General features: G+C 34.0%; 19 protein-coding genes. 7 read left to right on the top strand and 12 right to left on the bottom strand.

Annotated features, from left to right (window positions below; translation table 11 throughout):
• Window positions 1–2: 2 nt before the first annotated feature.
• The 3 genes from fusA to rpsL are packed head-to-tail and all read right to left on the bottom strand — an operon-like array spanning window position 3 to window position 3,008.
• A complete protein-coding gene (fusA, locus tag VOI54_RS07775; RefSeq protein WP_326282164.1) occupies window positions 3–2,129 on the bottom strand; it encodes an elongation factor G in 2,127 nt (708 codons plus the stop codon).
• A 6-nt stretch (window positions 2,130–2,135) separates the two neighbouring features.
• Window positions 2,136–2,612, bottom strand: a complete 477-nt coding sequence (rpsG, locus tag VOI54_RS07770; protein ID WP_326282163.1) for a 30S ribosomal protein S7 — start codon at window positions 2,610–2,612, stop codon at window positions 2,136–2,138.
• Between the two features lie 21 nt (window positions 2,613–2,633).
• Window positions 2,634–3,008 carry a 30S ribosomal protein S12 gene (gene rpsL, locus VOI54_RS07765; RefSeq protein WP_019386263.1) on the bottom strand — a complete coding sequence of 125 codons (375 nt, stop codon included), beginning with the start codon at window positions 3,006–3,008 and terminating at the stop codon, window positions 2,634–2,636.
• Between the two features lie 179 nt (window positions 3,009–3,187).
• On the opposite strand from rpsL, the gene VOI54_RS07760 reads away from it, so the two are divergent.
• From VOI54_RS07760 to rlmB, 6 genes are all read left to right on the top strand, one after another.
• On the top strand, window positions 3,188–4,882 hold the full coding sequence (locus VOI54_RS07760) for a POTRA domain-containing protein (RefSeq protein WP_326282162.1): 1,695 nt from the start codon (window positions 3,188–3,190) through the stop codon (window positions 4,880–4,882).
• Between the two features lie 117 nt (window positions 4,883–4,999).
• The gene (locus VOI54_RS07755) at window positions 5,000–8,218 is read left to right on the top strand and encodes a SusC/RagA family TonB-linked outer membrane protein (protein ID WP_326282161.1); all 3,219 of its coding nucleotides are present in this window, start codon (window positions 5,000–5,002) and stop codon (window positions 8,216–8,218) included.
• Window positions 8,219–8,225: 7 nt separating this feature from the next.
• Window positions 8,226–9,602, top strand: a complete 1,377-nt coding sequence (locus tag VOI54_RS07750) for a SusD/RagB family nutrient-binding outer membrane lipoprotein (protein ID WP_326282160.1) — start codon at window positions 8,226–8,228, stop codon at window positions 9,600–9,602.
• Between the two features lie 270 nt (window positions 9,603–9,872).
• Window positions 9,873–13,061 carry a SusC/RagA family TonB-linked outer membrane protein gene (locus VOI54_RS07745; protein WP_326282159.1) on the top strand — a complete coding sequence of 1,063 codons (3,189 nt, stop codon included), beginning with the start codon at window positions 9,873–9,875 and terminating at the stop codon, window positions 13,059–13,061.
• Between the two features lie 4 nt (window positions 13,062–13,065).
• Window positions 13,066–14,526 (top strand): RagB/SusD family nutrient uptake outer membrane protein, encoded by a 1,461-nt coding sequence (locus VOI54_RS07740; RefSeq protein WP_326282158.1) that lies wholly within the window; start codon window positions 13,066–13,068, stop codon window positions 14,524–14,526.
• Between the two features lie 59 nt (window positions 14,527–14,585).
• A complete protein-coding gene (rlmB, locus tag VOI54_RS07735; RefSeq protein ID WP_326282157.1) occupies window positions 14,586–15,320 on the top strand; it encodes a 23S rRNA (guanosine(2251)-2'-O)-methyltransferase RlmB in 735 nt (244 codons plus the stop codon).
• Here rlmB and VOI54_RS07730 read toward each other — a convergent pair.
• On the bottom strand, window positions 15,317–16,042 hold the full coding sequence (locus VOI54_RS07730; RefSeq protein ID WP_326282156.1) for a rhomboid family intramembrane serine protease: 726 nt from the start codon (window positions 16,040–16,042) through the stop codon (window positions 15,317–15,319). The two genes, rlmB and VOI54_RS07730, sit on opposite strands and share 4 nt — an antisense overlap.
• A 229-nt stretch (window positions 16,043–16,271) precedes the next feature.
• On the opposite strand from VOI54_RS07730, the gene VOI54_RS07725 reads away from it, so the two are divergent.
• Window positions 16,272–17,555 (top strand): replication-associated recombination protein A, encoded by a 1,284-nt coding sequence (locus tag VOI54_RS07725; protein WP_326282155.1) that lies wholly within the window; start codon window positions 16,272–16,274, stop codon window positions 17,553–17,555.
• 176 nt (window positions 17,556–17,731) lie between these two features.
• Here VOI54_RS07725 and VOI54_RS07720 read toward each other — a convergent pair whose 3' ends face one another.
• From VOI54_RS07720 to VOI54_RS07685, 8 genes are all read right to left on the bottom strand, one after another.
• Entirely contained in the window at window positions 17,732–18,628 is an 897-nt protein-coding gene (locus tag VOI54_RS07720; RefSeq protein ID WP_326282154.1) for a hypothetical protein, read from the bottom strand.
• Window positions 18,618–20,039, bottom strand: a complete 1,422-nt coding sequence (locus VOI54_RS07715; protein WP_326282153.1) for a DUF5723 family protein — start codon at window positions 20,037–20,039, stop codon at window positions 18,618–18,620. The genes VOI54_RS07720 and VOI54_RS07715 overlap by 11 nt, the downstream gene beginning before the upstream one ends.
• Complete coding sequence (locus VOI54_RS07710; protein ID WP_326282152.1) at window positions 20,036–20,584, bottom strand: hypothetical protein; 549 nt, start codon at window positions 20,582–20,584, stop codon at window positions 20,036–20,038. The genes VOI54_RS07715 and VOI54_RS07710 overlap by 4 nt, the downstream gene beginning before the upstream one ends.
• Before the next feature lie 23 nt (window positions 20,585–20,607).
• On the bottom strand, window positions 20,608–21,297 hold the full coding sequence (locus tag VOI54_RS07705) for a YjjG family noncanonical pyrimidine nucleotidase (RefSeq protein ID WP_326282151.1): 690 nt from the start codon (window positions 21,295–21,297) through the stop codon (window positions 20,608–20,610).
• Window positions 21,287–22,588, bottom strand: coding sequence for a polysaccharide deacetylase family protein (locus VOI54_RS07700; RefSeq protein ID WP_326282150.1), 1,302 nt, complete (start codon window positions 22,586–22,588; stop codon window positions 21,287–21,289). The genes VOI54_RS07705 and VOI54_RS07700 overlap by 11 nt, the downstream gene beginning before the upstream one ends.
• The gene (radC, locus tag VOI54_RS07695) at window positions 22,588–23,286 is read right to left on the bottom strand and encodes a RadC family protein (RefSeq protein ID WP_326282149.1); all 699 of its coding nucleotides are present in this window, start codon (window positions 23,284–23,286) and stop codon (window positions 22,588–22,590) included. Before radC ends, VOI54_RS07700 begins: the two co-directional genes overlap by 1 nt.
• Before the next feature lie 72 nt (window positions 23,287–23,358).
• Window positions 23,359–25,101, bottom strand: a complete 1,743-nt coding sequence (locus VOI54_RS07690; RefSeq protein WP_326282148.1) for a PAS domain-containing hybrid sensor histidine kinase/response regulator — start codon at window positions 25,099–25,101, stop codon at window positions 23,359–23,361.
• Window positions 25,098–26,222, bottom strand: coding sequence for an FIST signal transduction protein (locus VOI54_RS07685; RefSeq protein WP_326282147.1), 1,125 nt, complete (start codon window positions 26,220–26,222; stop codon window positions 25,098–25,100). The genes VOI54_RS07690 and VOI54_RS07685 overlap by 4 nt, the downstream gene beginning before the upstream one ends.
• Window positions 26,223–26,374: the final 152 nt, after the last annotated feature.

The following is a 26,374-nucleotide window of genomic DNA, read 5'->3' as shown; positions in this document are numbered from 1 at the left end:
TTTTAAGCTTCAACACCTTTAGCTGCTTTAATAACCTCTTCTGAAATATTTGAAGGTGTTTCAGCATAATGTGAAAATTCCATTGTTGACGTTGCACGACCAGACGATAATGTTCTTAATGTTGTTACATATCCAAACATTTCTGATAATGGTACAGTAGCTTTTACAGTTTTTGCACCAGCTCTATCGCCCATATCACTTACTTGTCCTCTTCTTCTATTTAAATCTCCAACAATATCCCCCATATTCTCTTCAGGAGTAATTACCTCAAGCTTCATAATAGGTTCCATTATTACCGCTTTTGCAGCTTTTGCAGAATTTTTAAATCCAAGTTTTGCAGCCAATTCGAAAGATAATTGGTCAGAATCCACATCGTGGTAAGACCCATCCTTTAATGTTACTTTCATGGCATCAACTTCGTAACCTGCTAATGGTCCGTTAACCATCGCCATTTTAAATCCTTTTTCAATTGAAGGGATAAATTCTTTAGGAACATTACCACCTTTAATTATAGATTCAAATTGAAGACCTACTTGACCTTCATCAGCTGGTTCAATAGTAAATACAATATCAGCAAACTTACCTCGACCACCAGATTGTTTCTTATAAACCTCTCTATGATCTGCAGCTTGTGTAATAGCCTCTTTGTATTCAACTTGTGGTTGACCTTGATTAACTTCAACCTTAAACTCACGTTTAAGACGGTCAACAATAATATCTAAGTGAAGCTCACCCATTCCAGAAATAATAGTCTGTCCTGAAGCTTCATCTGTTCTTGCAGTAAATGTTGGATCCTCCTCAGCTAATTTTGCTAAAGACATTCCCAATTTATCAACATCTGCCTTAGTTTTAGGCTCAACGGCAATACCAATAACTGGATCAGGGAAGTCCATAGATTCTAAAACGATAGGATTCTTTTCATCAGACATCGTATCACCAGTCTTGATATCTTTAAATCCTACAGCTGCTCCAATATCTCCGGCTTCAATAAAGTCAATGGCATTTTGTTTGTTAGAGTGCATTTGATAGATACGTGAGATACGCTCTTTCTTCCCTGAACGGTTATTCAAGATATAAGAACCAGCATCTAAACGACCTGAATATGCTCTAAAAAATGCTAAACGACCTACAAAAGGATCTGTAGCAATCTTAAACGCCAATGCAGAGAAAGGATCTTTTGCATCTGGTCTACGCACTGCTTCACCTCCTGTTCTTGGATCAGTACCTACAATATTATCTCTATCTGTTGGAGATGGTAAGTAACGACAAACAGCATCTAATAAGAATTGTACACCTTTATTTTTGAAAGCTGAACCACAAATCATAGGAATGATAGCCATATCCATTACCGCAGCTCTCAGTGCAGCATGCACTTCTTCTTCTGTAATAGAATCTTCATCTTCCATGAATTTTTCTAAAAGGTTCTCATCATAAGTCGCCACCTCTTCAATTAAAAGCGCACGATACTTACGAGCTTCTTCTTTTAAATCTTCCGGAATTTCGATCACATCAAAAGTTGCCCCTTGAGTTTCATCATGCCATACAATAGCACGGTTTTTTACTAAATCGATAATCCCTTTAAAGTCTGCTTCATCACCAATATTCAATACAATTGGCACAGCATTAGACTTTAACATATCTTTTACTTGTTGACAAACACCTAAAAAGTTAGATCCTTGACGGTCCATTTTATTAACGAAACCAATTCTAGGCACCTTATAGTTATCAGCTAGTCTCCAGTTAGTTTCAGATTGTGGCTCAACACCATCAACTGCACTAAACAAGAATACCAAACCATCAAGTACACGTAAAGAACGATTTACCTCTACAGTAAAATCAACGTGACCCGGTGTGTCAATTATATTAAAATGATATCCTTTAGTTTCAGATGTTGGTTGTCCGTTTTCAATAGGGAACTTCCACTCACAAGTTGTAGCAGCAGAAGTAATTGTAATACCTCTTTCCTGCTCTTGCTCCATCCAATCCATTGTAGCAGCACCATCATGCACTTCTCCAATTTTATGGGACACACCTGTATAATAAAGAATACGCTCTGTAGTTGTAGTTTTTCCTGCATCAATATGAGCAGCAATACCTATATTTCTAGTGAATTTTAAATCTCTTGCCATGTCGTATTAAAATCTAAAGTGAGAGAATGCTTTGTTTGCTTCAGCCATTTTATGAGTATCAACTCTTTTCTTAACTGCCGCACCTTCCTCTTTAGCAGCAGCTAAAATTTCTGCTGATAAACGGTTAGCCATAGATTTTTCGTTTCTTTTACGAGAATAACTAATAAGCCATTTCATTGCCGTTGAAACTTTACGGTCTGGACGAATTTGCATTGGAATTTGGAATGTAGCACCACCAACTCTACGACTACGTACTTCTACGTGAGGCATAACGTTAGATAAAGCATCTTTCCATATTTCTAAAGCTGTTTTTTCTTCGTCAGTTTTCTTTTCTTCTACAATGTCAATTGCATCATAAAATACTTTAAAAGCCACAGACTTCTTACCATCCCACATCATCATGTTAACGAAACGAGTCACTAACTGATCGTTAAAACGTGGATCCGGTAAAAGCGGTCTCTTTTTTGCTGCTCTTTTTCTCATGTCTTCTTCTTAAAGTTTTAATTACTTTTTAGGGCGTTTAGCACCATACTTAGATCTACGTTGCGTTCTACCTGAAACACCTGCTGTGTCTAAAGCACCACGTACAATGTGATATCTAACTCCTGGTAAATCTTTTACCCTTCCACCTCTAACCAATACTATCGAGTGCTCTTGTAGATTATGTCCTTCACCACCGATGTATGCATTAACCTCGTTTCCGTTTGTTAAACGAACCCTTGCCACCTTACGCATTGCTGAGTTAGGTTTTTTAGGAGTTGTTGTGTAAACACGAGTACATACACCACGTCTTTGCGGACAAGAATCTAAAGCAGCCGATTTACTCTTCTTGGTTATTTTGGCTCTTCCTTTTCTTACTAATTGCGAAATTGTTGGCATATATAATTAATATAAATTTTATTAACCTCTTCTTAGAGGCGTGCAAAGGTAGAAATTAAAATTTGAAATTCAAACCCTAATTCATTAATTTTCAATAGAAAGTAAAAATTACCCCAACTCCTATATTATTAGCCTATAATTTCCGTTAGATTTACAAAAAAAATACAGCTGTTCTGAACGTGCAAAAAACATCTTTTCTTGTCCTTATTATATATACACTTTTTTCATTAGAAGGATTTAGCCAAAAACTACAGTTAAAAATCGATGGTTTTACGGAAGCTGAAACCAGAGTTTTGGATTCTTTAGGATACCAGAAAAACCATTTAAACTTTCTTTCTGTTAAATCAGAAGTTGACTCGATTCAAAATAGACTTTTTAACATAGGCTATATTGAAAACAAACTTACAGAACTATTAAAGGTTAACGACAGCAGTTTTTTATCTAAAATTCATCTAAAGAATAAGGTCAACACTATATATATACATTACAATAAAAATGATATTGACAAATCAGTTATAAATCTAATTTCAAGAAAAGTTTTTAACGATTACTTTATTTTGGATATATCTGAAGTTGAAAAAGCTTTATCCTATATTAATTCAGAGATTTCTAAAAACGGACTTCCTTTTTCTAAACTTAAGTTGACCAATATAAGATCAGAAAATCATTCTACTTTAAAAGCAGATTTAATACTCGATGTAACAAATCAAAAAAGAACCATAGATAATATTGTTATTAAAGGTTATGAAAAGTTTCCGCGTTCTTATATAAAACATTTTTTAAAACTAAAACCTAAGCAGGTTTTTAACCTAAGTAAGATTCAAAACAAAACAGCACAATTAAATAACTTAAACTTCGCTAACGAAATTAAACCTCCGGAGGTTCTATTCTCAAAAGACTCTACAGCCCTGTTCTTATACCTAGAAAAGTCCAGAAGTAACACCTTTGACGGTTTTTTAGGTTTTGGAACTAATGAGGAAACCAATAAATTACAATTTGACGGCTATCTGAATTTAAATTTAACCAACAATTTAAATTTTGGAGAATCTTTTAAACTATTATACAAAAGTGATGAAAATGATCAACAGATTTTTGAAGCTAACATATCTTTACCTTACCTTTTCAAATCACCAATTGGAGTTGACCTGCTCTTGCGTATTTTCAGAAAAGATTCTTCTTTTACAACAGCAAATCAATCTGCCAAATTACATTATCAGATCAATTCTAAGCATAAAATATCTACAGGTATCACTGCTATGGAATCAAATAGTCTACTTTCAGAGAATACAACACAACCAATTACTGATTACAGAACACAATATTTAACTTTAGCATACCAATACATAACTTATCAAAATTATAATGCTTTATTCCCCATACATTCAAAACTATCCACAGAAGCAGGTTTTGGAAACAGAACAACATCTGAAACTTCAGAAAAACAAACACAGCTTCTAATCGATTCATATAAAATTTTCAATCTTAATCAAAAAAACAGTATCTATTTAAGAGTTAATGGGGGATATTTAATTTCCAGTTCATACTTTGAAAACGAGTTACTAAGGTTTGGTGGTATTAATTCAATTCGCGGTTTTGAAGAAAACAGCTTGTTTGCTTCACTGTATGGATTAATAAACACAGAATACAGGCTTCAATTAAGCAATTCTATATACATACATTCCATAATTGATGCCGCCTATTTTGAAAACAAGATTACAAATACCGAGCAAAAGCTTTTTGGATATGGTTTCGGTTTTGGTATTTTAACCAAAGCTGGCCTATTTAAGTTCAACTATGCAAACGGCAAAAATGAAAACACCTCCTTTAAACTCTCTAACTCAAAAGTCCATTTAAGCCTAATGACTAATTTTTAGTTATTACCTTATAATTCACTACAAATTAACATACAGAACCAAATTTTAACCAAAATTTGTTGTTTTATTAACTTTTTATTGTGATTTTTGATACTGACTAATTCAAATAATTATACAATGAAAACAAAGTTTAGTGGAATTCTAACGCTATTACTGGCGTTAGTTGTGCAACTTACTTTTGCACAAGAGAAGACAATTTCAGGGGCAGTATCAGATGAATCTGGTTTACCGTTACCTGGAACTACTGTCTTAGTAAAAGGTACTTCTTCAGGTACCTCAACAGATTTTGACGGAAACTATTCAATTGAAGCAGAAATCGGTGATACCCTGGTTTTTAGTTTTGTTGGCTACTCAACTCAAGAAATTGTAGTAGGAGCCTCAAATACTGTGAACGTTACATTAACAGAAGATGCAGAGTCTTTAGAAGAAGTAGTTATTACTGCACAAGGTATTAAGGCCAAACCTAGAGCCTTAAGTTATTCTATTCAATCTGTTGATTCTGGTGACATTACTAAAGCACAAGAAACCAATGTGGTATCTGCATTAAGCGCAAAAGCTGCTGGTGTTCAAGTAACTACTTCATCTGGTTCAGTTGGCGCATCAGCAAACATTAGAATTCGTGGTAACACCTCTATCACTCGTTCCAATTCGCCTTTATTTGTAGTAGATGGTGTACCAATCAATAATGACTCTTATAGTGAAGACCCAACACAAACTAACAACAACTCTAGTTTAGGGGGTACGGATTTTTCCAACAGAGCTATTGATATGAACTCAAGTGATATTGAATCTGTGAATATCCTTAAAGGTATTGCCGCTACAACATTATATGGTATTCGTGCAAATAATGGTGTTGTTTTGATAACTACAAAAAAGGGTAAACAAGGAAAAACAAGAGTAACCTTAAGAACTTCTGCCAGTTTTTCTGAAATTAATAAAGGACCAGACTTACAAAGGACATATGCTCAAGGTAGACACAACCCTGATGGCAGTGGATTACAATACAGAGGCCCTGAAACTTTTGAGGGCGACTCATGGGGTCCCTTAATTTCAGACTTAGAATATGATGGAGACACTTCTTATCCATTCCACAGAAATGGTGCTCTTGTGCCTGCTGGAACAGGAAACGGAATAGCAGCGCAATCTTATGACAACTATAATTTCTTTAAAACAGGAGATGTGTTTGATGTAAACCTTTCTGCTAGTGGCGGTACTGACAAAGTTAATTACCGTGCCTCAATGGGAAAACTGGTGCAAAATGGAGTTGCTCCTAATGAAGAATTCATAAGAAAAACATTTAGAATAGATTTACAAGCTAAACTTTATGAAGATTTAACCTTAGATGCTTCCGCTCAATATTCCAACTCTGGAGGGGTTAGAGTTCAAAGAGGATCAAATATCTCAGGGGTAATGTTAGGTCTATTACGTAATACACCAACTTTTGATATGGGTAACGGTAAAACAGGGCAAGCTGCTGCTGATGATCCTTCGTCTTATTTCTACGACATCCCTGGTTCTGAATTACCTGGACACAGAAGTTACCGTGATGGAATTTACAATAATCCATATTTTACCGTTTCTAGAAACTCGAACACTGATGATGTAAATCGTATTATCGGAAAAATGGGTCTAACTTATAACCTTAATGATTGGATTACTCTTAAAACATCTGCCTCTATTGATAACTGGACAGACACCAGAAAGATAGGTTTTGATATTATAGATGCTAGTTTTGGTAATGGCCGTGTTATTAATGACGTTATTCAGAATCAAGATGTCAACTGGAATGCTTTAGTAACAGCTACTAAGGATTTGAATGAAAATTTAGGGCTTACCGCTACTATTGGTTATGACGGATTCTACACCAAAAATAATAGACAAACTGTTATAGGAGATGGCATGACCATTCCCGGGTTCTTTAACTTATCTAACGTAAGTACAACGCAAGCACAAGAATTAACTAATAGGAAAAAATTGATTGGTGCATTTGTAACAGCAACCTTAAGCTACAATAACATGTTATTTATTACACCATCATTTAGAAATGACTGGACATCTACATTACCTGTAGATGAAAATACATTTCAAACTTATTCTATTGGTGGTAGTTTTATCTTTAGTGAGATTTTAGATAGTAATTTCATTAATTACGGGAAACTTAGAGGATCTTGGGGTAAATCAGGAAATGATGCACCAGTATATGGAACACTTACTAATTTTGGTGGTACGGTTGCTAGTGGTGACGGTTTTATTCAAAGTGTGACTTTCCCCGCTTATGGAGCAACTTCATTTGAAAGATCAGGCCGTGCAGGAAACCCTGATTTAGTTCCAGAGACTACAAAAGAATTTGAAGTAGGTATTCAATTATCTATGTTAGATAATAGATTAAAATTTGATGCTACTTATTACGATAGAGAAACTACAGATCAAATTGTTCCTATTGATGCTACACCTTCCTCTGGTTTTGTTGAAGTGTTTTCTAACATTGGGCGTGTATCAAATAAAGGTGTCGAATTAACTCTTGGTGGTACACCAGTAAGAACTGATGATTTTAACTGGGATATTGATGTAAACTTTACGACTTATGAAAATGTTGTTGAAGAACTTGCTGAAGGCCTTGAAAGTTATGTTTTAAATGGTTTCTCAGGAACGAGTTCACGTGCCGTAGAAGGTGAATCTTATGGTGCTATTTATGGTGCCAGATATGCAAGAAATGATGAAGGCACCATGTTAATTGATGATGCTGGCTACCCGCTTCTAGCAACCACAGACGGCGTTATAGGGGACCCAATTCCAGATTTCTTAATGGGTATCAATAATACGTTCTCCTACAAAAACTTAAGCTTATCAGTTTTATTAGATATCAGAGAAGGTGGAGATATATGGTGTGGTACTTGTGGTATTCTTGATTATTTTGGAGTTTCATCAGAGACTTTATTAAGAGACCAAACAACTACTTTCCCAGGTATTGTTCAATCCACCGGAGCTCCTAATAATCAGGTTGTTCCTTATTCAGATCCTACAATTAGCGAAAGTAATAACTACTGGAGACGATATGGTTTTGGTGATGTAGATGAAGGTAATGTTTATGATGCTTCTTGGTTTAGATTAAGAGAAGTTACTTTAACTTATACACTCCCAAGTAGATTATTAAAAGGCACATTTATTGAAGGAATTTCAGTATCAGCATATGGAAGAAATTTATATTTAAGTACGGATTACCCTGGTGTAGATCCAGAAACAAACTTAACAGGAGACAGTAATGGTATTGGTTTAGATTACTTTAATAACCCAAATACTAGAAGTTACGGCTTTGATGTGAAATTAAATTTTTAAAAAAACTATGAAAACAATAAAATATATATTAAGTATCGTATTACTTGGCGCAGTGGTATCTTCATGTACTATCACTGACGTTAATGTAGACCCTGACAACCCATCGGCAGATAAAATAAATGCTGGTGCTGTTTATCCTGGGATGATAACGCAAACGCACAGAAACTCTGTGGCTCTTGTTGGACGAATTGCAGGTATTATTACCCAACAATTTGATGGCTTAGATGCACAACAAATAGCTTATGGTCAATATAATATTGGAGAAAGTGATATTGATGACCTTTGGGATTTTGGTTTGTATGGAGCGGGAGCATCTAAAGATTGTTTTGTATTGATTGAGAATACTGAAGGTGAAGTAGGTGCCTTAGCTAAACTTTATATGGCGGCTAATATGGGAATTACTACAAGTTGTTGGGGAGATGTTCCTTATTCTGAAGCTTTTAGAGGAGATGCTGGAATTTTAAAACCAACTTATGACACTCAGCAAAGTGTTTATAATGAAATTCAGTTACTTCTAAGTCAATCTATTTCTGATGGCGTAGCTTCCGGAATTGGAGCTTTTAATGGTGCAGGCACTGCCGATGCTCTTGATAAAATTGATTGGGAAAAAACGGCTCATGCCTTAAAAGCAAGATATTATATGCATTTAACATCAGTTGATCCAAGTGCTGCACAGAGCGCTTTAACTGAGGCGCTGCAGGCTTTAAGCAGCACTTCCGAACAACCTGATTTTGTTTACAGTACACCAGCTCAAAATGCTAATCCTTTTTATTTGTTTGACAATGACAGACCTGGTACTCTTGGTATTGGAGCAACAATCCAAACCATGATGGCTGGAGACCCAAGACTTCCTTTATATACTTCTGACGGAGAAGATTTTGCTGGTACACCTGGTTTATTTTGGGGGCAAGCTAATTCTCCTACGCCACTTATTTCATACTGGGAAGTTAAATTTATTGAAGCTGAAGCTATAGTTAGAACAGGTGGTACCGATGCTGATGCTTTAGAAGCATTAAAGGATGCTGTAGAAGCAAATATGCTTTATATTGGGGTAGATGCTGCTGATGCAACAGCTTATGTTGATGCTTTAGCACTTTCTGGAACTGAAGCAAATAAAATTGAAACTATTATCAATGAAAAATACAAAGCCTTATACGGTAATGCACCAATTGAATCATGGGTTGATTATAGAAGAACAGGTTTCCCTGACCTTGTAGACAACCCAGATGCTGTAGGTTCTGTTAATCCTTCTAAAATCATACCTAGAAGATTTTTATATCCTATTACAGAGCGTACTACTAATGAAGCTAACTACAATGCAGCTATTTCTGCACAAGGAGGTCATTTATTAGATGATGATATGTGGGCATTTCCTAAAAACTAATTAATAAATTAGTTCAAGGCCATAAACCGTAATCATTTAAAAAAACACCAGTAAAATATTGCTGGTGTTTTTTTAGCTTAAAACTTATCTATTTATTAGCTTAATAAATTTCATTTTTTATTACTTTAAGTAATTATCAAATGAAATTGATAACTTAAAAACCAAAAACTGTTAATTATTAGCACTTATTTCACCTTTTTCACTTACTTTCTTTGCATAATTAACTTTTTATTATGATTTTTGGCGTTGACTAATTCAAATAATTATAAAATGAAAACAAAGTTTAGTGGAATTCTAACGCTATTACTGGCGTTAGTTGTGCAACTTACTTTTGCACAAGAAAAGACAATTTCAGGTACGGTATCAGATGAATCTGGTTTACCACTCCCTGGATCAACAGTCTTAGTTAAAGGTACAACTTCGGGTACCTCAACAGATTTTGATGGTAATTATTCAATTGAAGCTAATACTGGAGCTACTCTGGTGTTTAGTTTTGTTGGGTATACCACTCAAGAAATTGTTGTTGGTGCTTCAAACACCATTAATGTTACTTTACAAGAGGATGCTACTTCTCTTGAAGAAGTGGTAGTAGTAGCATATGGTACTCAAAAGAAAGAAGAGATTACAGGATCTGTAACAACAATAAAAACAGAAGCTATAGCTGATATCCCTACTGCTTCAGTTGTTCAAGGTCTAGTTGGTCAAGTGGCTGGTGTTCAAATTATAAATCAATCTGGGGCTCCTGGTGCTGACCCAACAGTTAGATTTCGTGGTATAGGCTCCATTAATTCTTCTAGTGCTCCTTTATATGTAGTTGACGGCACAGTTTTTAATGGTAACCTGAATTCCATAAACCCTCAGGATATTGAATCTATGACCTTTTTAAAAGACGCATCAGCTAATGCGCTATATGGTAGCAGAGGTGCTAATGGTGTAATTATAATTACCACTAAAAAAGGGGGGAAAGATAAATTAGAAATAACATTTGACTCTAAAGTAGGGGTAAACTCAAGGGCTGTTCCCGAATATGATATTATTACCAGCTCTGCCCAATACTATGAGGCTGTTTATGAAAGAATTAGAATTGGTTTGATCAACGGTGGATCAACACCTCAAGACGCAGCTCAAACCGCTTCAAACACATTAATAAGCGGAGGAGATATATCGATAGGCTATAATGCATATGATGTTGCGGACAATGCAATAATTGACACAAGCACAGGTAGAGTTAATCCTAGTGCTAACTTATTATATCAGGATAGCTGGATTGATGAATCATACAGAAATGGTTTTAGAAGAGAAAACTATCTTAGCTTAAGGTATCAAAATGATAAATCAAGTTCTTTCTTTTCTATTGGTAACTTAAAGGATGAAGGAATTATAATAAATTCTGGTTTTGAAAGAACCACTGCCCGTTTATCTTCTGAGTTTAAGCCTACTGATTGGTTAAAAATCAGTGGTAGCATGAACTACGCACATACATTGTCAGATGACCCCTTAAACCGTTTTACCTCTGGTAACGTTAGTAATATTGCGGGATGGTCAAGAGGAACTGCTCCTGTTTATCCGGTTTTTAGTAGAAACCCTCAAGGTGGATTTATTTTAGACAGTGATGGAAATAGAGTGTATGACTTTGGTTTAACAGAACCAGGTAAAATAGGAACAAGGCCAGCATTTAAATCTAATACAAATCCAGTAGCTACTAGTTTATTAGATATTGATGATAACATTTCCGATAACCTCTCTGGAAGATTAAGTGCATCTGTAAAATTTCTTAAAGATTTTGAATTTACATATAACCTCTCCGTTGATTTAACTAATGCAAATATTACTCAATTTGCAACTCCTATTGGTGGTGATGCAGCTCGATTCAACGGTAGAATTACTACAAGATCAAATCGTGGTATTACAATTGCACATCAACAATTATTAAATTGGAAAAGAGATTTTGGTAGACATAGTGTATCTGCTTTAATTGGTCATGAAAGCAATGACTATAATTTCAGATTACTTGCTGGTCAAGTAACTGAAACAGTAATTGATCGTTTGCCTGTTTTAGATAATGGTGTTAATAATCAATTCCTAACCGGATATGAAAAAGACTACACCCTTCAAGGTGTCTTATCAAGAGTTACTTATGATTTTGATGATAAGTATTTTGTTAATGGTAGTTTTAGAAGAGATGGTTCTTCTGTTTTTCACCCTGACAATAGATGGGGTAGCTTCTATGGTTTAGGTGCCGCATGGTCTGTTGATAAAGAAAACTTTTTTAATGTATCTTGGATCAATTCTTTAAGAGCTAAAGCTAGTTTTGGACAACAGGGTAATGATGCTATTTTATATGAAGACAACAGGACTATAGTTGGTGACTTGGACAATAGAAATTATTACGCATATACTGATCAGTTTGATATTGTAAATGCGGGTGGTAATAAACCTGGTATTACATTTTTTCAATTAGGTAATGAAAACCTTGTTTGGGAAACCTCTTCAAATATTAACGCAGGTATTGAGTTCAGTCTTTTCAATAATAGATTTAATTTTAACGGAGAATACTTTGTAAGAAAAGTAGATGATTTACTGTTCTTTGAGCCTTTGGCTCAATCTGACGGTGTTGGTACTAAACCAGAGAACGTAGGTGACATGGAAAACAAAGGGTTTGAAATTGAAATGAGTGGAGATATTATTCTAAATAACAACTTTAGTTGGTCATTAGGGGTAAATGCCACCCATTATAAAAATGAAATAACAAGATTACCTGAAGAGTTTATTGATAGTGGTAATTTTAGATTACAAGAAGGATACTCAAGATATGATTATTTTATGAGAGAATTTGCAGGTGTTGACCCAACTAATGGTGATGGTCTTTGGTGGACAGATGTTTTAGACACAAATGGCAACCCTACAGGTGAAAGAGAACAAACAAATGATAGAGTAAATGCTACTGAATATTTTATCGGTAAATCTGCTATACCAGATCTATATGGAGGATTCTTTACTAATTTTTCATATAAAAACTTCTCCCTTAATGTTAATTTTGCTTACCAAATAGGAGGATATGGTTATGATGGTGTTTACCAAAATCTTTTAGGAACTACATCTGCCGGTGATAATTTTCATAAAGATGTTGTATTTAATTCCTGGACCCCGGAAAATACTTCTGCATCAATTCCAAGATTAGATTCTACTGATGTAAATCAAGCAGGAACATCTTCTTTTTTCTTGGTTGATGCCTCATATTTAAACTTGCAAAATGTTACTTTAGCATATACATTTGATACTCGCCTAGTAAATAAATTAGGCTTAAGCAGTGCAAAAATCTATGCCGTTGGGAATAACCTACATATGTGGAGTAAAGCAAGACAAGGTTACGACCCTAGATTAAGCATTACTGGTAATGCTATTAATGAGTTTGGTTTAGCTAGAACCACATCTCTTGGTTTAACTCTTAATTTCTAAAACTATGAAAAACTTTAAATATTTATTTTTATTTATTATTTTAGGAACGGTCTTCAATTGTGAAGAAGACTTCCTGGATACAGCACCAGCAAGATCCATATCTGCTGAACAAGTAGCAGAAACACCAGCTGCTACTGCAGCAATTGTAAGTGGTATTTATGCTAATTTAAGAAGCTTCGGCATAGGAAATCCTGCAAGAGTAGATGTTGATTATGGCCAAAAAGGTATTATGGCTATTACTGACATGATGGGGCAAGATATAGTGTTGAATAATTTTAACTGGTATATATTCTTGTATAATTATAACGGTAGAGCCCAAACTAGTAGTAGAACAAATATTGTTTGGAATACCTATTATACCGCAATTGCTGATGCTAATAGCGTCATTAATGCTCTTTCTTCCAATATGGACAGAAGTGCTGAAGAGGATGCTTTACTTGGTCAGGCTCTAGCAATTAGAGGCTTTAGCCTATTTAACCTTGTTAGAGTTTACGCTCATACATACATAGGTAATGAAAACGAACCTGGTATTCCCGTTCCCGATAGAATTGATTTTGATGGTAAAGGAAGAGGAACTGTTCAGGACACCTACGATGCAATTATTCCTGACCTGGAAGAAGCTGTTGGGTTATTGAATGGCTTCAACAGAAGTAGCAAACAGGAAATAGATCAAAATGTTGTTCACGGATTTTTAGCAAATGTGTATTTGGAAACAGGTCAATGGCAATTAGCTGCTGAAAATGCTGCTTCTGCCAGAGCTGGTTATAGCCTTATGCCTGGAGACACATATGCAACTGACGGCTTTGATGATATTAACAACGTAGAATGGATGTGGGGAGCAGATATTGACAATGAATCTTCTACTACTTTTATTTCATTCTTCTCTCATTTTGACAGTAGTGCTGGCGGTTATGGAGGTATTGGTTTTGGTAATGGTTTTAAAATGATGGATGGAAGACTTTATGATCAAATCCCGGATACGGATTTAAGGAAAGCAGCTTGGGTAGACCCTAATGATGCTACATCTCCTTATCCTCCTTATACAAACACAAAATTTATAGATGCAACTGGAACTTTTGAAGGAGACTACTCATACATGAGGGCAGCAGAATTTTATCTTGTAGAAGCTGAAGCAAAAGCTCGTTTGGGCGATGCAACTGCTGCCGATATTCTTTTTGAATTAGTGAGTAACAGGGATCCTGCTTATGTTAAATCAACCTCTACAGGAGATGCTCTGGTTGAAGAAATATACTTGCAACGTAGAATTGAATTATGGGGAGAAGGAGTATCATGGTATGATCTTAAAAGATTAAAAAAGCCTTTAGATCGTACTGGCCCTGGTTCTACTCATAAAAGTTTTGGACTTATTGATATTGAAATTGAAGGAGATTTCTTTAGAATGCAAATTCCACAGGGAGAATTAAACTCTAATCCTAATATAGGTGTTGGAGATCAAAATCCATAAATAAAATTTCACATATTTAAACCACCTCTTAAGAGGTGGTTTTTTTTTACCTTTACCCCATGCAAAACCAAACACAAATATTCGGTATCAGAGCAATCATTGAAGCTATAAATTCTGATGAAACTATTGATAAAGTCTTCCTTCAAAAGGGGTTGAAAGGCGAATTGTTTTCTGAATTAGAATCCTTATTAAACAGAAAATCTGTTAATAAATCTTATGTTCCGGTAGAAAAGCTCAACAGACTAACCAATAAAAACCATCAAGGGGCAGTGGCTCAAATTTCACCTATTGCGTTTTATGATATGGAAACTCTGGTCTTAAATGTTATTGAATCCGGGAAAACACCTCTTTTTTTATTACTTGATCAGTTGAGTGATGTAAGAAACTTTGGTGCCATAATCAGAACAGCGGAATGTACCGGTGTTGATGGTATAATTATTCAAAAAAAAGGCGGAGCTCCGGTAAATGGAGATACTATTAAAACCAGTACAGGAGCTGTTTTTAAAATCCCTATCTGTAAAGTAGATCATATTAAAGATGCCGTTTTTTATATGCAGGCTTCCGGAATAAAAGTGATAGCTGCAACAGAAAAAACAAACGACACTTTATATGATGTATCATTTAAAGAGCCTTGTGCTATTGTCATGGGGTCAGAAGGTCGTGGCATCAACCCATCTATAATAAAAGTATCTGATGCCAGAGCTAAGCTTCCTTTACTTGGAGATATTGAATCCTTAAACGTTTCTGTAGCCTGTGGTGCTTTTTTATATGAGGTTGTAAGACAACGTCGTTAATCCTCAGGTTTTTTCTTGTAATTATAGTTTATAAAAGCCTCCTTTTGCTCTTCTTCATCTGTACTTTCAATAAAATTACCGTTTTCATCAAAATGTTTTAAAAAAGGGTCATCATCTTCATTATAATGCGCTTCTTCCCAAACATATTTTTTTGGTTTAGCTATTTCTTTTCTAAAAAATAAAGCAAATAACAACCCCGTAATTAAACCTGCCAAATGCCCTTCCCATGAGATTCCCTTTTCAATAGGCAAGGTATACCATATCATACTTCCATAAAGAAAAACAACCAATAAAGACAAAGCTATAAGCCTGTAGTGCTTAGCAAAAACCCCTTTAAAAAAGGTAAAACTCACTAAAACATAAATCAATCCACTGGCCCCAATATGATAAGAGGGCCTGGCAATACACCAGGTTATAAACCCAGATAATAAGATACCAAATAGTATAACTTTCCATGCAATATGACGATAGAAATAAAACAACGCCATAGAAAGCACAAATAACGGAATAGTATTGTGATAAATATGTTTTAAATCGCCATGAATCAAAGGACTAAATAAAACCCCTCTCAAACCTTTTAAGGTTTGCGGATAAATCCCATATTTACTAAAATTATACCCAAAACGAACTTCAGACCAAAACACCAGCCAAATAACCAGCACAAAAAAAATGGGATATGCCACTACTCCGGTAGAAAACTTAAAATGCTCTTTATGGTCCATAGAATTAAAGATAACAAATAGTTAACCAACTTAAGATTTGATGCTAAATTGGCAGACTGGAGCAGGTAACTGATCTCCTCATTTATTTGAAGCTTTTCGATTTTCAAAAAAATCAGATAGCTAAATAATTAATTCACGAATTTTAAAATATAAATTACGAGTAAAGACTACCCTGTTTTTCTATAAGGACAAACCCAAAACTTAAATAATTTACTTTAATTTTACAGTTATGAATGTAAATGAACCATTAGCTGAACGGTTACGTCCAAAAACTTTAAATGACTATGTAAGTCAATCACATTTGGTTGGAAAAGATGGCGCATTAACACAACATATCAAACAGGGCTTAATTCCTTCTATGATCTTTTGGGGGCCGCCCGGTACAGGAAAAACAACATTAGCAAACATCATTGCATCAGAATCAAAAAGACCATTTTATACCTTAAGTGCTATAAACTCTGGGGTTAAAGATATTAGAGATGTTATTGATAAGGCCAAACAAAGTGGAGGCTTATTTACAACTAAAAACCCAATTCTGTTTATTGATGAGATCCATAGATTTAGTAAATCACAACAGGATTCGCTTCTTCAAGCTGTTGAAAAAGGATGGATTACATTAATAGGAGCAACAACAGAAAACCCTAGTTTTGAAGTGATTTCTGCATTGTTATCACGCTGTCAGGTTTATATACTGAATGCTTTTGAAAAAACCGATTTAGAAACTTTGCTTAACCGCGCTATTGAAGTTGATGAGCAGATTTCTAAAAAGAACATTACACTCAAAGAAACCAATGCCCTTTTAAGACTTTCAGGAGGTGATGCCAGAAAATTACTGAATATTTTTGAACTTATTGTGAATTCTTATAATACGGACACTATAGAGATTACAGACGAAACGGTATTACAAAAAATTCAAAACAATACGGTTCATTATGATAAAACAGGGGAACAACATTACGATATTATATCGGCCTTTATAAAGTCCATTAGGGGGAGTGACCCAAACGCTGCTGTGTATTGGCTGGCGCGTATGATTGAGGGTGGTGAAGATGTTAAGTTTATAGCCCGCAGGTTACTCATTGCCGCCAGTGAAGATATAGGTAACGCTAACCCTACTGCACTGGTTATTGCCAATAATACGTTTCAGGCCGTTTCAACCATTGGCTACCCTGAATCCAGAATTATATTAAGTCAATGTGCCACCTATTTAGCCTGTTCCCCAAAAAGTAACGCCGCCTATATGGCTATTGGTAAGGCACAGCAGCTGGTTAAAGAAACAGGCAACCTGAGCGTTCCTCTTGAAATAAGAAATGCGCCAACTAAACTTATGAAAGAACTAGGGTATGGTGATAATTATAAATATGCACATAACTATAGCAATAATTTTGCTAACCAGGAATTTTTACCAGATCAGATCAAAAATACAACACTTTACGACCCCGGAAATAACTCCAGGGAAAATGCACATAGAGCATTTTTAAAAGAACGCTGGAAAGATAAATACAACTACTAAAATTCTTTGGGCGTTACCCCCAGGGTCGGGCTTTTAGCTATATCTTTTTTGAGAGCTAAAAACATTTTAACGACTCTCCAACAATACGGCTCGATATAATATTAAGGTATTATTTTTTTCAGCACAAAAAAGGATGCCGCTTCAATCCCTAACGCGAATCCTGAGCATCAGAGGTTTTAAAATTTAATGTTTAACGTTTCCTGTTTTAGAACATTTTTTTCATAAAATTCTAAAATCCATTCATCCCCTTTTTTAAATACAATAGCGCTTTTATTTTCCACCAAAAACACGTTATCCAAATTAGTCTTCTTTATTTTATAAACCACTTTAGGCGAACTGTCTACAAGCTGAAAGCCGTTTTCAATTTCCTGAGCATACAGTACACTGGCTAAAACAGCTTTAACACCTTCTTCCATTTTTGATGCTTCCATAGGTTTAGTTGATGCATCACCTTCTACCTCTTCCGGGAGCGTAACAGGTACAACGATTGGTTTATTATTTGGGGCTACCTCAACAACAGCCTCTGAAGCTTTTTCTTTTTTCAACGTTTCTATTTCCTGTTTGAGAGCTTGAATTTCATCAGACACTTCTGTTTTGGCTGCCACAGTTTGTGAAGCCAATGACGTTACGCTTTCATTCGGCACATAGTTATAATTAAGTGCTTCAATAGATTTAAAAGCATCTCTCAAAGCCATACTATAAGCTGATTTATAGTCCTTTTCTCTACTCTCCCCAACTTCTGAAGTGTAAACCACCCTATCATTACAATCCTTAAATACCACATTCAGTTTAGTTTTAAACATACCGGAATCTTTTATCACATCAGATTTTAGGCCCAAACACCGGTTCACTTGTAAATCTTCAGGGTAATCCTCGCCTTCCATTATAGCATTAAAGCCATATTTATTAAACAAAAATTGAGTTAAAGAATTTAATTGATATTGATCTTTCTGTTTTAAAAAATCAAAATTCCAAGGAACTATTACATATTTATACTTGTTCAAATTTGTTTGAGAAAAAATAGATGACACAACAAAACACATCATCAATATTGAAAAAAACTTAGTCTTCATTTTTATTAAATATATAGTTAAACCCTAATTGTAAAGATACACCATCTGCATTATATATGTTTTTATAATCTAAAAAATTATCTGCCATAAAATAAAAATTCACCCTACCAATATGAGCTGAAATTCCTAAACCCACATTATTAAACGAATAAGAATCTATAGTGTAAGTTCCTTTAATACGCAATCCTTTAAACAATCGTCTGTAATAATATGCTGTTAATGCTAATTGTGGTAGTTTAGGTCTATTAATCCCAAATAGTTGTAAACCTACTGCATTTAAATAGCCTTCATCATTTTGGACACAGTTACAATCTTCTTCCAGCTTTTTTCCAAACGCATAATTCAATGAAGCATTTAATTTAACCGGGCGCCATGTTGTAAATTTAGTGGTTGTAGTATCCACTGTAAAAAGATCTTCAAAATCTTCTTCTATTTCGCTCCAGTATTCATCAGCTGTCTGGCCTGATCCTGATTCTGTAAAAATGGGATTAATGCCTTCAAAAGTATACTTGCCTTGTACAGCATAGTTTTCTATATCTTTAGTATGGCTTATAAAGCCTATGTCTAGTAAACTGGCATCAAAGGTCCATTGATCGGTCATATGATATGTAAAGCCAACATCAAAACCTAATCCCAGATTACCACCAAATAGGACGCGCTTTCTCAGTGCTTTTATATCATTACTGAATTCTGAGTTTTCATCATTTATAAAACTTGCAATTCCGGATGTTCGTAACTCAAGATCCAGATCAAAAATATGATCATAAATATTATCATTGCCTCTTACGGTCACAAAACGTCCTTTATTTTTTGTGGAATTAACATTTATAATACTTGAGTAAATTTTTCCTCTCACGCCATAAGTAAACCTATCATTAACTTTTTTGTTATACCCTACATGAAACACAGAGATCACTTCAGCACTAGTATTAATATCACTGGCATCAAATACTCTGTTAATATTATTGCGATTACCTTCTAAAGCTAAAACAGCATAATCCTTTGGAAAATAATTAATAATATCTAATTCCTCATACAGGCCAAAACTCAGATACTCATTTTTTTCGTAGCGCTTTCCAAAGGCAAAACCTGCTGAGAATATCTCTAGTTGCTGATTAAAACTTATCAGGTCGTTTGAATTCATACCATAAACCGCATGTCTCAATTTTGTATTGAAATCTGTGTTATTATCAGCAAAAATATTGTAAAGTGTGGTTCCTGTTATTCCGGCATCAAAATGTACATGAGATAACAAAGGAATCCCAAAATAGCCTTTGTTTTTTATTTTTCCTCCCGGATTAAGTAATAGAGATTGTGGTATTTCTGAAAAACCATATAAAATCTGTTTGTTTTGAGATAATGCAACACCCCAAAATACCAGTATAACCAAAGTACTTATCTTTCTTTTCATTGGGTATCACCTATTTTAAAATAAAAAACTGCAGAAGATTGTAATTGTATGTTCCCTAAAGTATCCTGGTTAATAGGAACTCCTGGAAGCATTCTTAGTGTAAATACTATTGCGGTTGTACTTTTTAATGCTTGAAGCTTGGTACCTTCAAATGTTTCTATAAAGTCCCCTTCAGAAGAGGCTTGAGCTGAAACCGTAAATGTATGCTGTAATTGGTTTGAATCATCAAATAAATCAATCTGTAATTCAAAATTCCTGTGTATTGAGTTTTCAACTTCAAATAAAAATTCTGCTTTAATAAGGTTATCTACAATAAACTCATCATCAAAAAAACTCACCAAAACAAAATCCTGTACAACTCTAATTTCTGATCCATTATCTAAAAATTGATTTGCCGGTTCATCAAAAAAGATGAGGCTTGATTCAATAACCGGTGTAATCTCAAAATCTTTGGCTTGCTCAAAATCAACAGGCTTGGTGCAGGATGTTGCTATAAAAACTAATAGTATTTGAAAATATAGCCTTTTAAAAGTCTTATAGTTCATAAAAATATGTTGTAGAGTGGGGTTTATAGATATTTTTTCAATCTTGAAAGTGAGTTTATTTGAATAATATCGTCATCAATTTTTGTGCCTTTTATATCAAAAAAAATAACTTCCATTCCTACATTTTTTGCTCCTAAGATATCAGCTTCGTAACTATCTCCTATCATAAGACTTTTATCAGTCTGTGCATTTGCTTGTTTTAGAGCATAATTAAAAATTTTGGAATTTGGCTTTTTTACACCAACCATTTCAGAATTGGTAATTGTTTTAAAATATTTATCAATTCCAGATTTAGCCAGTTTCATATGTTGTACCTCTTCAAATCCATTGGTAATAATATGCAAATTATAATTAAAGCTTAAATAATCTAAAATCTCAAAAGTATAGTCAAAAAGATGGTTAAACGACGTTAAATGTGTTATATAATCATCTGATAATTTATAAATTAATTCTTCTTCTACGTTATAATTTATAGCTTGAAAAGCTTCATTTAATCTACAAAAACGTAATGTTTCCTTTTTTATTTTTTCCTCCCGGTATAGTTTCCAATATTTAAGGTTAATGGGCTCATAGTGTAAAAGAAATTTTTTAAGCTCTACATTTAGATCGTTCATCTGAAAGATTCTTTTAAAAGTTAAAGCCGAATTTTTATCAAAATCCCATAAAGTATGATCTAAATCAAAAAACACATCAGTTATTCCATCAATTTTCATTAGCTGAATTTAAAATTAAATTGAACAATTCTTTAAACCCTCTCCATTGTATATCATCACCAAAAGTATAGTTGTGAAATATCGGAACAAAATCGCCATTTACTCTTTTCACCTCATTTATAACTTCATTTAAAACTTTCTTTTTATCCAATAATGATTTATACTTTAAAAGCGCATAATCTATCAAAGGATACGGTACTATTTTTAAAGGGGTTTGCACCTCATAGTCTAAATCATAAAACAAAAATGGTGAGCAAGACCCTGCCCTAAACCCTATTTGATTAACATACCCCATAGTATAATCTTCCTGGATTTCTAACTCAATAAGGTTTCTGTAGGATTCGGGTAAATTTAACTTTGAAAAAGACTGCCTTGAAGCTTTTAAATTGGTATTCAGTATATCTTCTATCCTTAGCTTCTCTTTTTTTAAAATAGCTTTATTTTCAATAGCTAAAAAGGAAATTTTAAGCCCTACTCTACAATAATCTCCAATATGCTTTATAAGGGATACAAATTTCTTCTTATTTGGGTTAATACCTTTATCATAAGTGGAATAATCTCCAATAAGAAAAAAAAATAAAAATTTAAATTTCGAACTTTTTTGCCTGTTAATTAAATATTTAAAATTATCAAACGGATCGTGTTTAAAACCGAGGAGTACCATAAATCTGGAATACAAACTTTTAAACTTTAGCCTGGCTAAATCATTTAAAATACCTCCTAAAGTTCTCAGTAAGCCTTTTAACTTGTAATTATAAGCACTTGGTACATCTATAATGGGCTTTATATTGTACGCCTTTAAAGGAAATTCAAAATCCGGGAATTGCTCTTGCAATGCTGTTTTAAACTTATAAGCCCAAATATCTACAACCGGTTGATGCAAAAACCCTTCTTTATAAGCTAAACTTTCAGTAGCAGTAAACCGTCCATATTCATCTTTAACATGTGGTAAGTATTCTTCATATCTGGATAACAAATAAAAAGATGCAGAAAAAATATCAAAAGGTATGGCACTCTTGTCTCCGTTATAAAAAAAACATTTTGTTTCTTCCCAATCCTGTATACTTATATCAATATCATTTAAGCCTTGCTCAAATAAAATATCATGGCTTTTAACAAAAAACTCATTACTTAATTGCTGTTTGGTATAAGACATTTTTAAACTGTCATGAGCAATGAATTCTTCTATTTTTGTAGTAAACCCTATTTTAATTCCTAATACCCGGGTACAAATATGCTTAAAAACATAATTTAAACGCGGTGATATTTTATGGGTATAAACTAAAAGCATTATAATAGATTTTCATCTGAAAAACTAAAATATGCTTTTTCTGTAATAATTAGGTGATCTAAAACTTTTATATCTAGGTTTTGAGCTGCATTTTTTAATTTTTGTGTAATTTGTTTATCAGCCTCACTGGGTTTTAAAGCCCCTGAAGGATGGTTATGTACTAAGATTAACCCTATAGCCCCAACTTCTAATGCCGTTTTTAATACTAAACGAACATCTACCAAAGTTCCCGTTATACCTCCTTTACTCAATTGATTTTTTTGAATGACCTTATTGGCATTGTTCAAATATACAATCCAAAACTCTTCGTGCTGCAGATCACCTATTACAGGTTGCATCAATTCAAAAACTGAAGTACTTGATGTAATTTTATTTTTCTCTAGAGCTTCCTCTCCTCTGCGCCTCCTTCCTAATTCTAAAGCAGCTACAATAGTAATGGCTTTAGCTTCTCCAATGCCTTTAAATTCCATAAGTTGCTTTATGGAACGCTTTCCCAATTCGTTTAAATTATTATTAGTACTTGCCAAAATACGCTTGCATAAGGCTACTGCACTTTCATCTTTATTACCTGATCCTATAAGAATGGCTATCAGTTCTGCGTCGCTTAAAGCGGTCTTCCCTTTTTGAGATAGTTTTTCACGGGGCTGATCGTCTTGATTCCATTCCTTTATAGGGAAAGATTGTGATTTTTCTTGCATTGGTTAAAGATAAATATTGCGTATGTTACAAGCAATTAATTTACTTATATTTCATTTATCTTCTTAAATTTATTAAATAGCTTGCTCGTTTAAAGACTCCTTAGAATACGTTTTCAATAAGGTATAGAGCTTTTCCGGGTTAAAAGGTTTCCCCATAAAACCATTCATTTTATAACGTTCGGTTTTTTCTTTAATATCTGTTTGAGCAAAAGCCGTTAAGGCTATTATTGGCATATTTGCTTTTGTATGGTCAGGAAGGTTTCTAATAGCCAGAGCTGTTTCATAACCGTTTAATAAAGGCATTTGCAAATCCATTAAAATAAGGCTAAAATTTGATGCTTTCAAGATATTTAGAACCTCTTGTCCATTCTCTGCAATTTTGTAATTAACATTCCATTTTGCAAAAAACCTTTTTAAAATGAGTACATTCATTTTGTTATCTTCTGCCACCAATACATCAATATTTAAAGGGGCATAATCCGGCTGCAGTTTAATCATTTCCGGTTGATATAAATTCAACCTGTTACTAACTTTATATGTTATTTTAAAAGAAAAAGCAGCGCCTTTACCCAAGGCACTTTTTAATTTTAAATCACTTCCCTGAAGTTTTAATAACTTTTTACTGATTGATAAGCCTAAACCTGTTCCTCCATATTTCAATGATGTTTCTGAATCGGCTTGCATAAAACTTTCAAATATAGTATCCTGCCTGCTTTTTGAAATACCAATACCGGTATCTGTAACTTTAAACTTTAAGGTGATTTTATTTTTTTCTATACCCAGGTTTTTAACACTTAAAACTATACTTCCTTTTTCGGTGAATTTTAATGAATTACTTAATAAGTTCTTTATTATTTGGGTTAGCTTTAGCTTATCCCCTATTATACTATTTGGCACATCATTTTCTTTTCTAACGCAAAAAAGAATGCCTTTTTTCTCAGCTCGTAATGCAAAATGGGATTTAATATTTTCCAGGAAATAATTTAAACTAAAGTCTTTCTCTGCTACTTTTAATTTTCCTGATTTAATTTTATTAAAATCAAGTAAATCATTTATTAAGCCTAACAGGTGTTCTCCGGAATACTTTAAAGCCTTAAGGTTTTCTGCTTGCTCCGGCAGGTAATCTTCCATTAAAAGAATATTTGTTAAACCAGTTACTGCATTTAACGGTGTTCGTATTTCATGGGACATTGTAGACAGAAACTCATCCTTAGAAGCACTGGCTTTTTGTAGTTCTATTTCTGTTTCTTTTAAATTGGTTACATCTATTATAGTCCCAATATAACCACTTGGCAAGCCATATGAATCTTTAACAAGTTTAGATTTAACTTCAAACCATTTTAATTTATTGTCTTTACTATGTTTAAAAATAAACTTGATGTGTTTTTTATTTTTTGAAAATAGTTCATACGATTTTTTATTACCATCAATATATTGTCCGGCAAGAAAATGCCTATAACTCTTTCCTATAGATTTTTTAAGGCTATGCCCTGAATACTTTTCCCATGCATTATTTAAAAATGTGAAATTTCCATCCAAATCTGTTTCAAAAATCACACCTCCTACATTATCTACTAAGTTTTCCAGTTTAGTCCTTGTTGTATCCCGCTCCAGTATTAATTTTTGATTAGCTACAAACAATTCTTTAGAGCTTTCTTCCAGTATATGTTCTATGTGCTTTACATCTTTATCAAAACTCTTGTATGCTTCATTAACCATATTTAAAAAATTGGCATACTCTGGCTTGTCTAAAATATCTAAGTTAGACTTTTTAAGCTGACGCTTTAATAATCTATGGAAATCGGGGTTTATCATTCAGACAATGTTGTAATAGTCATGGTTTGATTATGCAACTCACATGGTGAAAACTCACCAAAAGGTGCTATTTCTCCATAAGAATAAAATCCGGTGATACTTGCTTTTTTACCTATAACACCTCTAACAACCTCTACTTCTTCTTCTACCAGTTGTTTTAAAACCAAGCGTCTGCCCACACAACTAATAAGAATAGCCAATTCTGAAGTTTCGTTCAAGTTCTTATTGGCTGAAACCGCAGAATCTTCTGCTCCATCAATCAACCGGTCTATATTAGCTTTCATTAAACGCACATAAGAATTCTGAGGGATATTTCCGGCAAATGTTAAGCTCTGATCGTCTTCATTTATTGCCAAAATAGTTCTAACCACCGGTATTGCATTTTCACTGGTTCTCATACTTAATGGAAACAACAACCCGGAACTTGGTAAATTATTGGCCTCTTCTCCTAAAAAGGATTTATAAATTTCCAGTGCCGGTAATCCATCTAACTCATATAATACATTCTTTTCAGATTTTGTCACTAGTCTTTCAATTCCAAAACTATCCCAGCCGCCTTTAGAACTGTAACCCACTTTTAAGCTATCTCCATAAAACCCAAGACCAATAATAGTTTTATCTACTATTTCTCCACCATTTATGACAAAGGTTTGATTAAAGTCGGCACCATCGGCTGCTAGTCCCCCTGTTATACTCACATCCGGGATTTTTGACTTTAAGCCGGTAACCAAATCTGCACCATTAACATTTAAACCATCACTTAAAACCAATACATGCTTTAAATCTTTGCTATAAAGCTGGTCTGCAATAGCTTCTCCTGCTTTTTCACTACAATGCATATCTTTAATCTCATAGGCTACCTTTTTTAAAGTTACCTTTTCCAGTTGTATGGCTGTTAATGATATGGTACTGTCTTTTACTGTAACATCTGATATTTCACCAGCTGTAGAACATCCTACTATAATAGCATCAGGATAATTTTGTTGCAAAGCAGATAAGACATCTTCTTTTGAGTTAAACTGCGGGGAGATAAATAATAAAAACAGGTTAGCATTTAAATGGATTGTTCCTATGCTATCACTCCAATTATTTTCGGTTAAGGATATTTGTTTTACTTTCATAATGTAAGATTTTGGGCATTCAACCTAACACTTTATCGTCAAACATAAACATTTCGTCGAAAATATAATAAATTTTTGAAAGAAAAAAATACTTAGCTATAAAAGTTAGTTTAAAGGGATAAAACCACTCTAAGCTTTAGTTTTTGACTTAG

The sequence above is a fragment of the Alterotamlana spongicola genome, assembly GCF_035818475.1.
Classification (GTDB): Bacteria; Bacteroidota; Bacteroidia; order Flavobacteriales; family Flavobacteriaceae; genus Cognatitamlana.
Note: the sequence above shows the minus strand (reverse complement) of the source record. Positions and strands in the feature narration are given on the sequence as shown.

Bases quoted from the DNA above. Each gene is read 5' to 3' on its own strand.
- VOI54_RS07685 (WP_326282147.1), bottom strand. From the start codon at position 26,222: ATGAAAGTAAAACAAATATCCTTAACCGAAAATAATTGGAGTGATAGC.
- VOI54_RS07725 (WP_326282155.1), top strand. From the start codon at position 16,272: ATGAATGTAAATGAACCATTAGCTGAACGGTTACGTCCAAAAACTTTA.
- radC (WP_326282149.1), bottom strand. From the start codon at position 23,286: ATGCAAGAAAAATCACAATCTTTCCCTATAAAGGAATGGAATCAAGAC.
- VOI54_RS07720 (WP_326282154.1), bottom strand. From the start codon at position 18,628: ATGAAGACTAAGTTTTTTTCAATATTGATGATGTGTTTTGTTGTGTCA.
- VOI54_RS07745 (WP_326282159.1), top strand. From the start codon at position 9,873: ATGAAAACAAAGTTTAGTGGAATTCTAACGCTATTACTGGCGTTAGTT.
- rlmB (WP_326282157.1), top strand. From the start codon at position 14,586: ATGCAAAACCAAACACAAATATTCGGTATCAGAGCAATCATTGAAGCT.
- VOI54_RS07740 (WP_326282158.1), top strand. From the start codon at position 13,066: ATGAAAAACTTTAAATATTTATTTTTATTTATTATTTTAGGAACGGTC.
- rpsG (WP_326282163.1), bottom strand. From the start codon at position 2,612: ATGAGAAAAAGAGCAGCAAAAAAGAGACCGCTTTTACCGGATCCACGT.
- VOI54_RS07710 (WP_326282152.1), bottom strand. From the start codon at position 20,584: ATGAACTATAAGACTTTTAAAAGGCTATATTTTCAAATACTATTAGTT.
- VOI54_RS07750 (WP_326282160.1), top strand. From the start codon at position 8,226: ATGAAAACAATAAAATATATATTAAGTATCGTATTACTTGGCGCAGTG.
- fusA (WP_326282164.1), bottom strand. From the start codon at position 2,129: ATGGCAAGAGATTTAAAATTCACTAGAAATATAGGTATTGCTGCTCAT.
- VOI54_RS07705 (WP_326282151.1), bottom strand. From the start codon at position 21,297: ATGAAAATTGATGGAATAACTGATGTGTTTTTTGATTTAGATCATACT.
- rpsL (WP_019386263.1), bottom strand. From the start codon at position 3,008: ATGCCAACAATTTCGCAATTAGTAAGAAAAGGAAGAGCCAAAATAACC.
- VOI54_RS07715 (WP_326282153.1), bottom strand. From the start codon at position 20,039: ATGAAAAGAAAGATAAGTACTTTGGTTATACTGGTATTTTGGGGTGTT.
- VOI54_RS07690 (WP_326282148.1), bottom strand. From the start codon at position 25,101: ATGATAAACCCCGATTTCCATAGATTATTAAAGCGTCAGCTTAAAAAG.
- VOI54_RS07730 (WP_326282156.1), bottom strand. From the start codon at position 16,042: ATGGACCATAAAGAGCATTTTAAGTTTTCTACCGGAGTAGTGGCATAT.
- VOI54_RS07700 (WP_326282150.1), bottom strand. From the start codon at position 22,588: ATGCTTTTAGTTTATACCCATAAAATATCACCGCGTTTAAATTATGTT.
- VOI54_RS07755 (WP_326282161.1), top strand. From the start codon at position 5,000: ATGAAAACAAAGTTTAGTGGAATTCTAACGCTATTACTGGCGTTAGTT.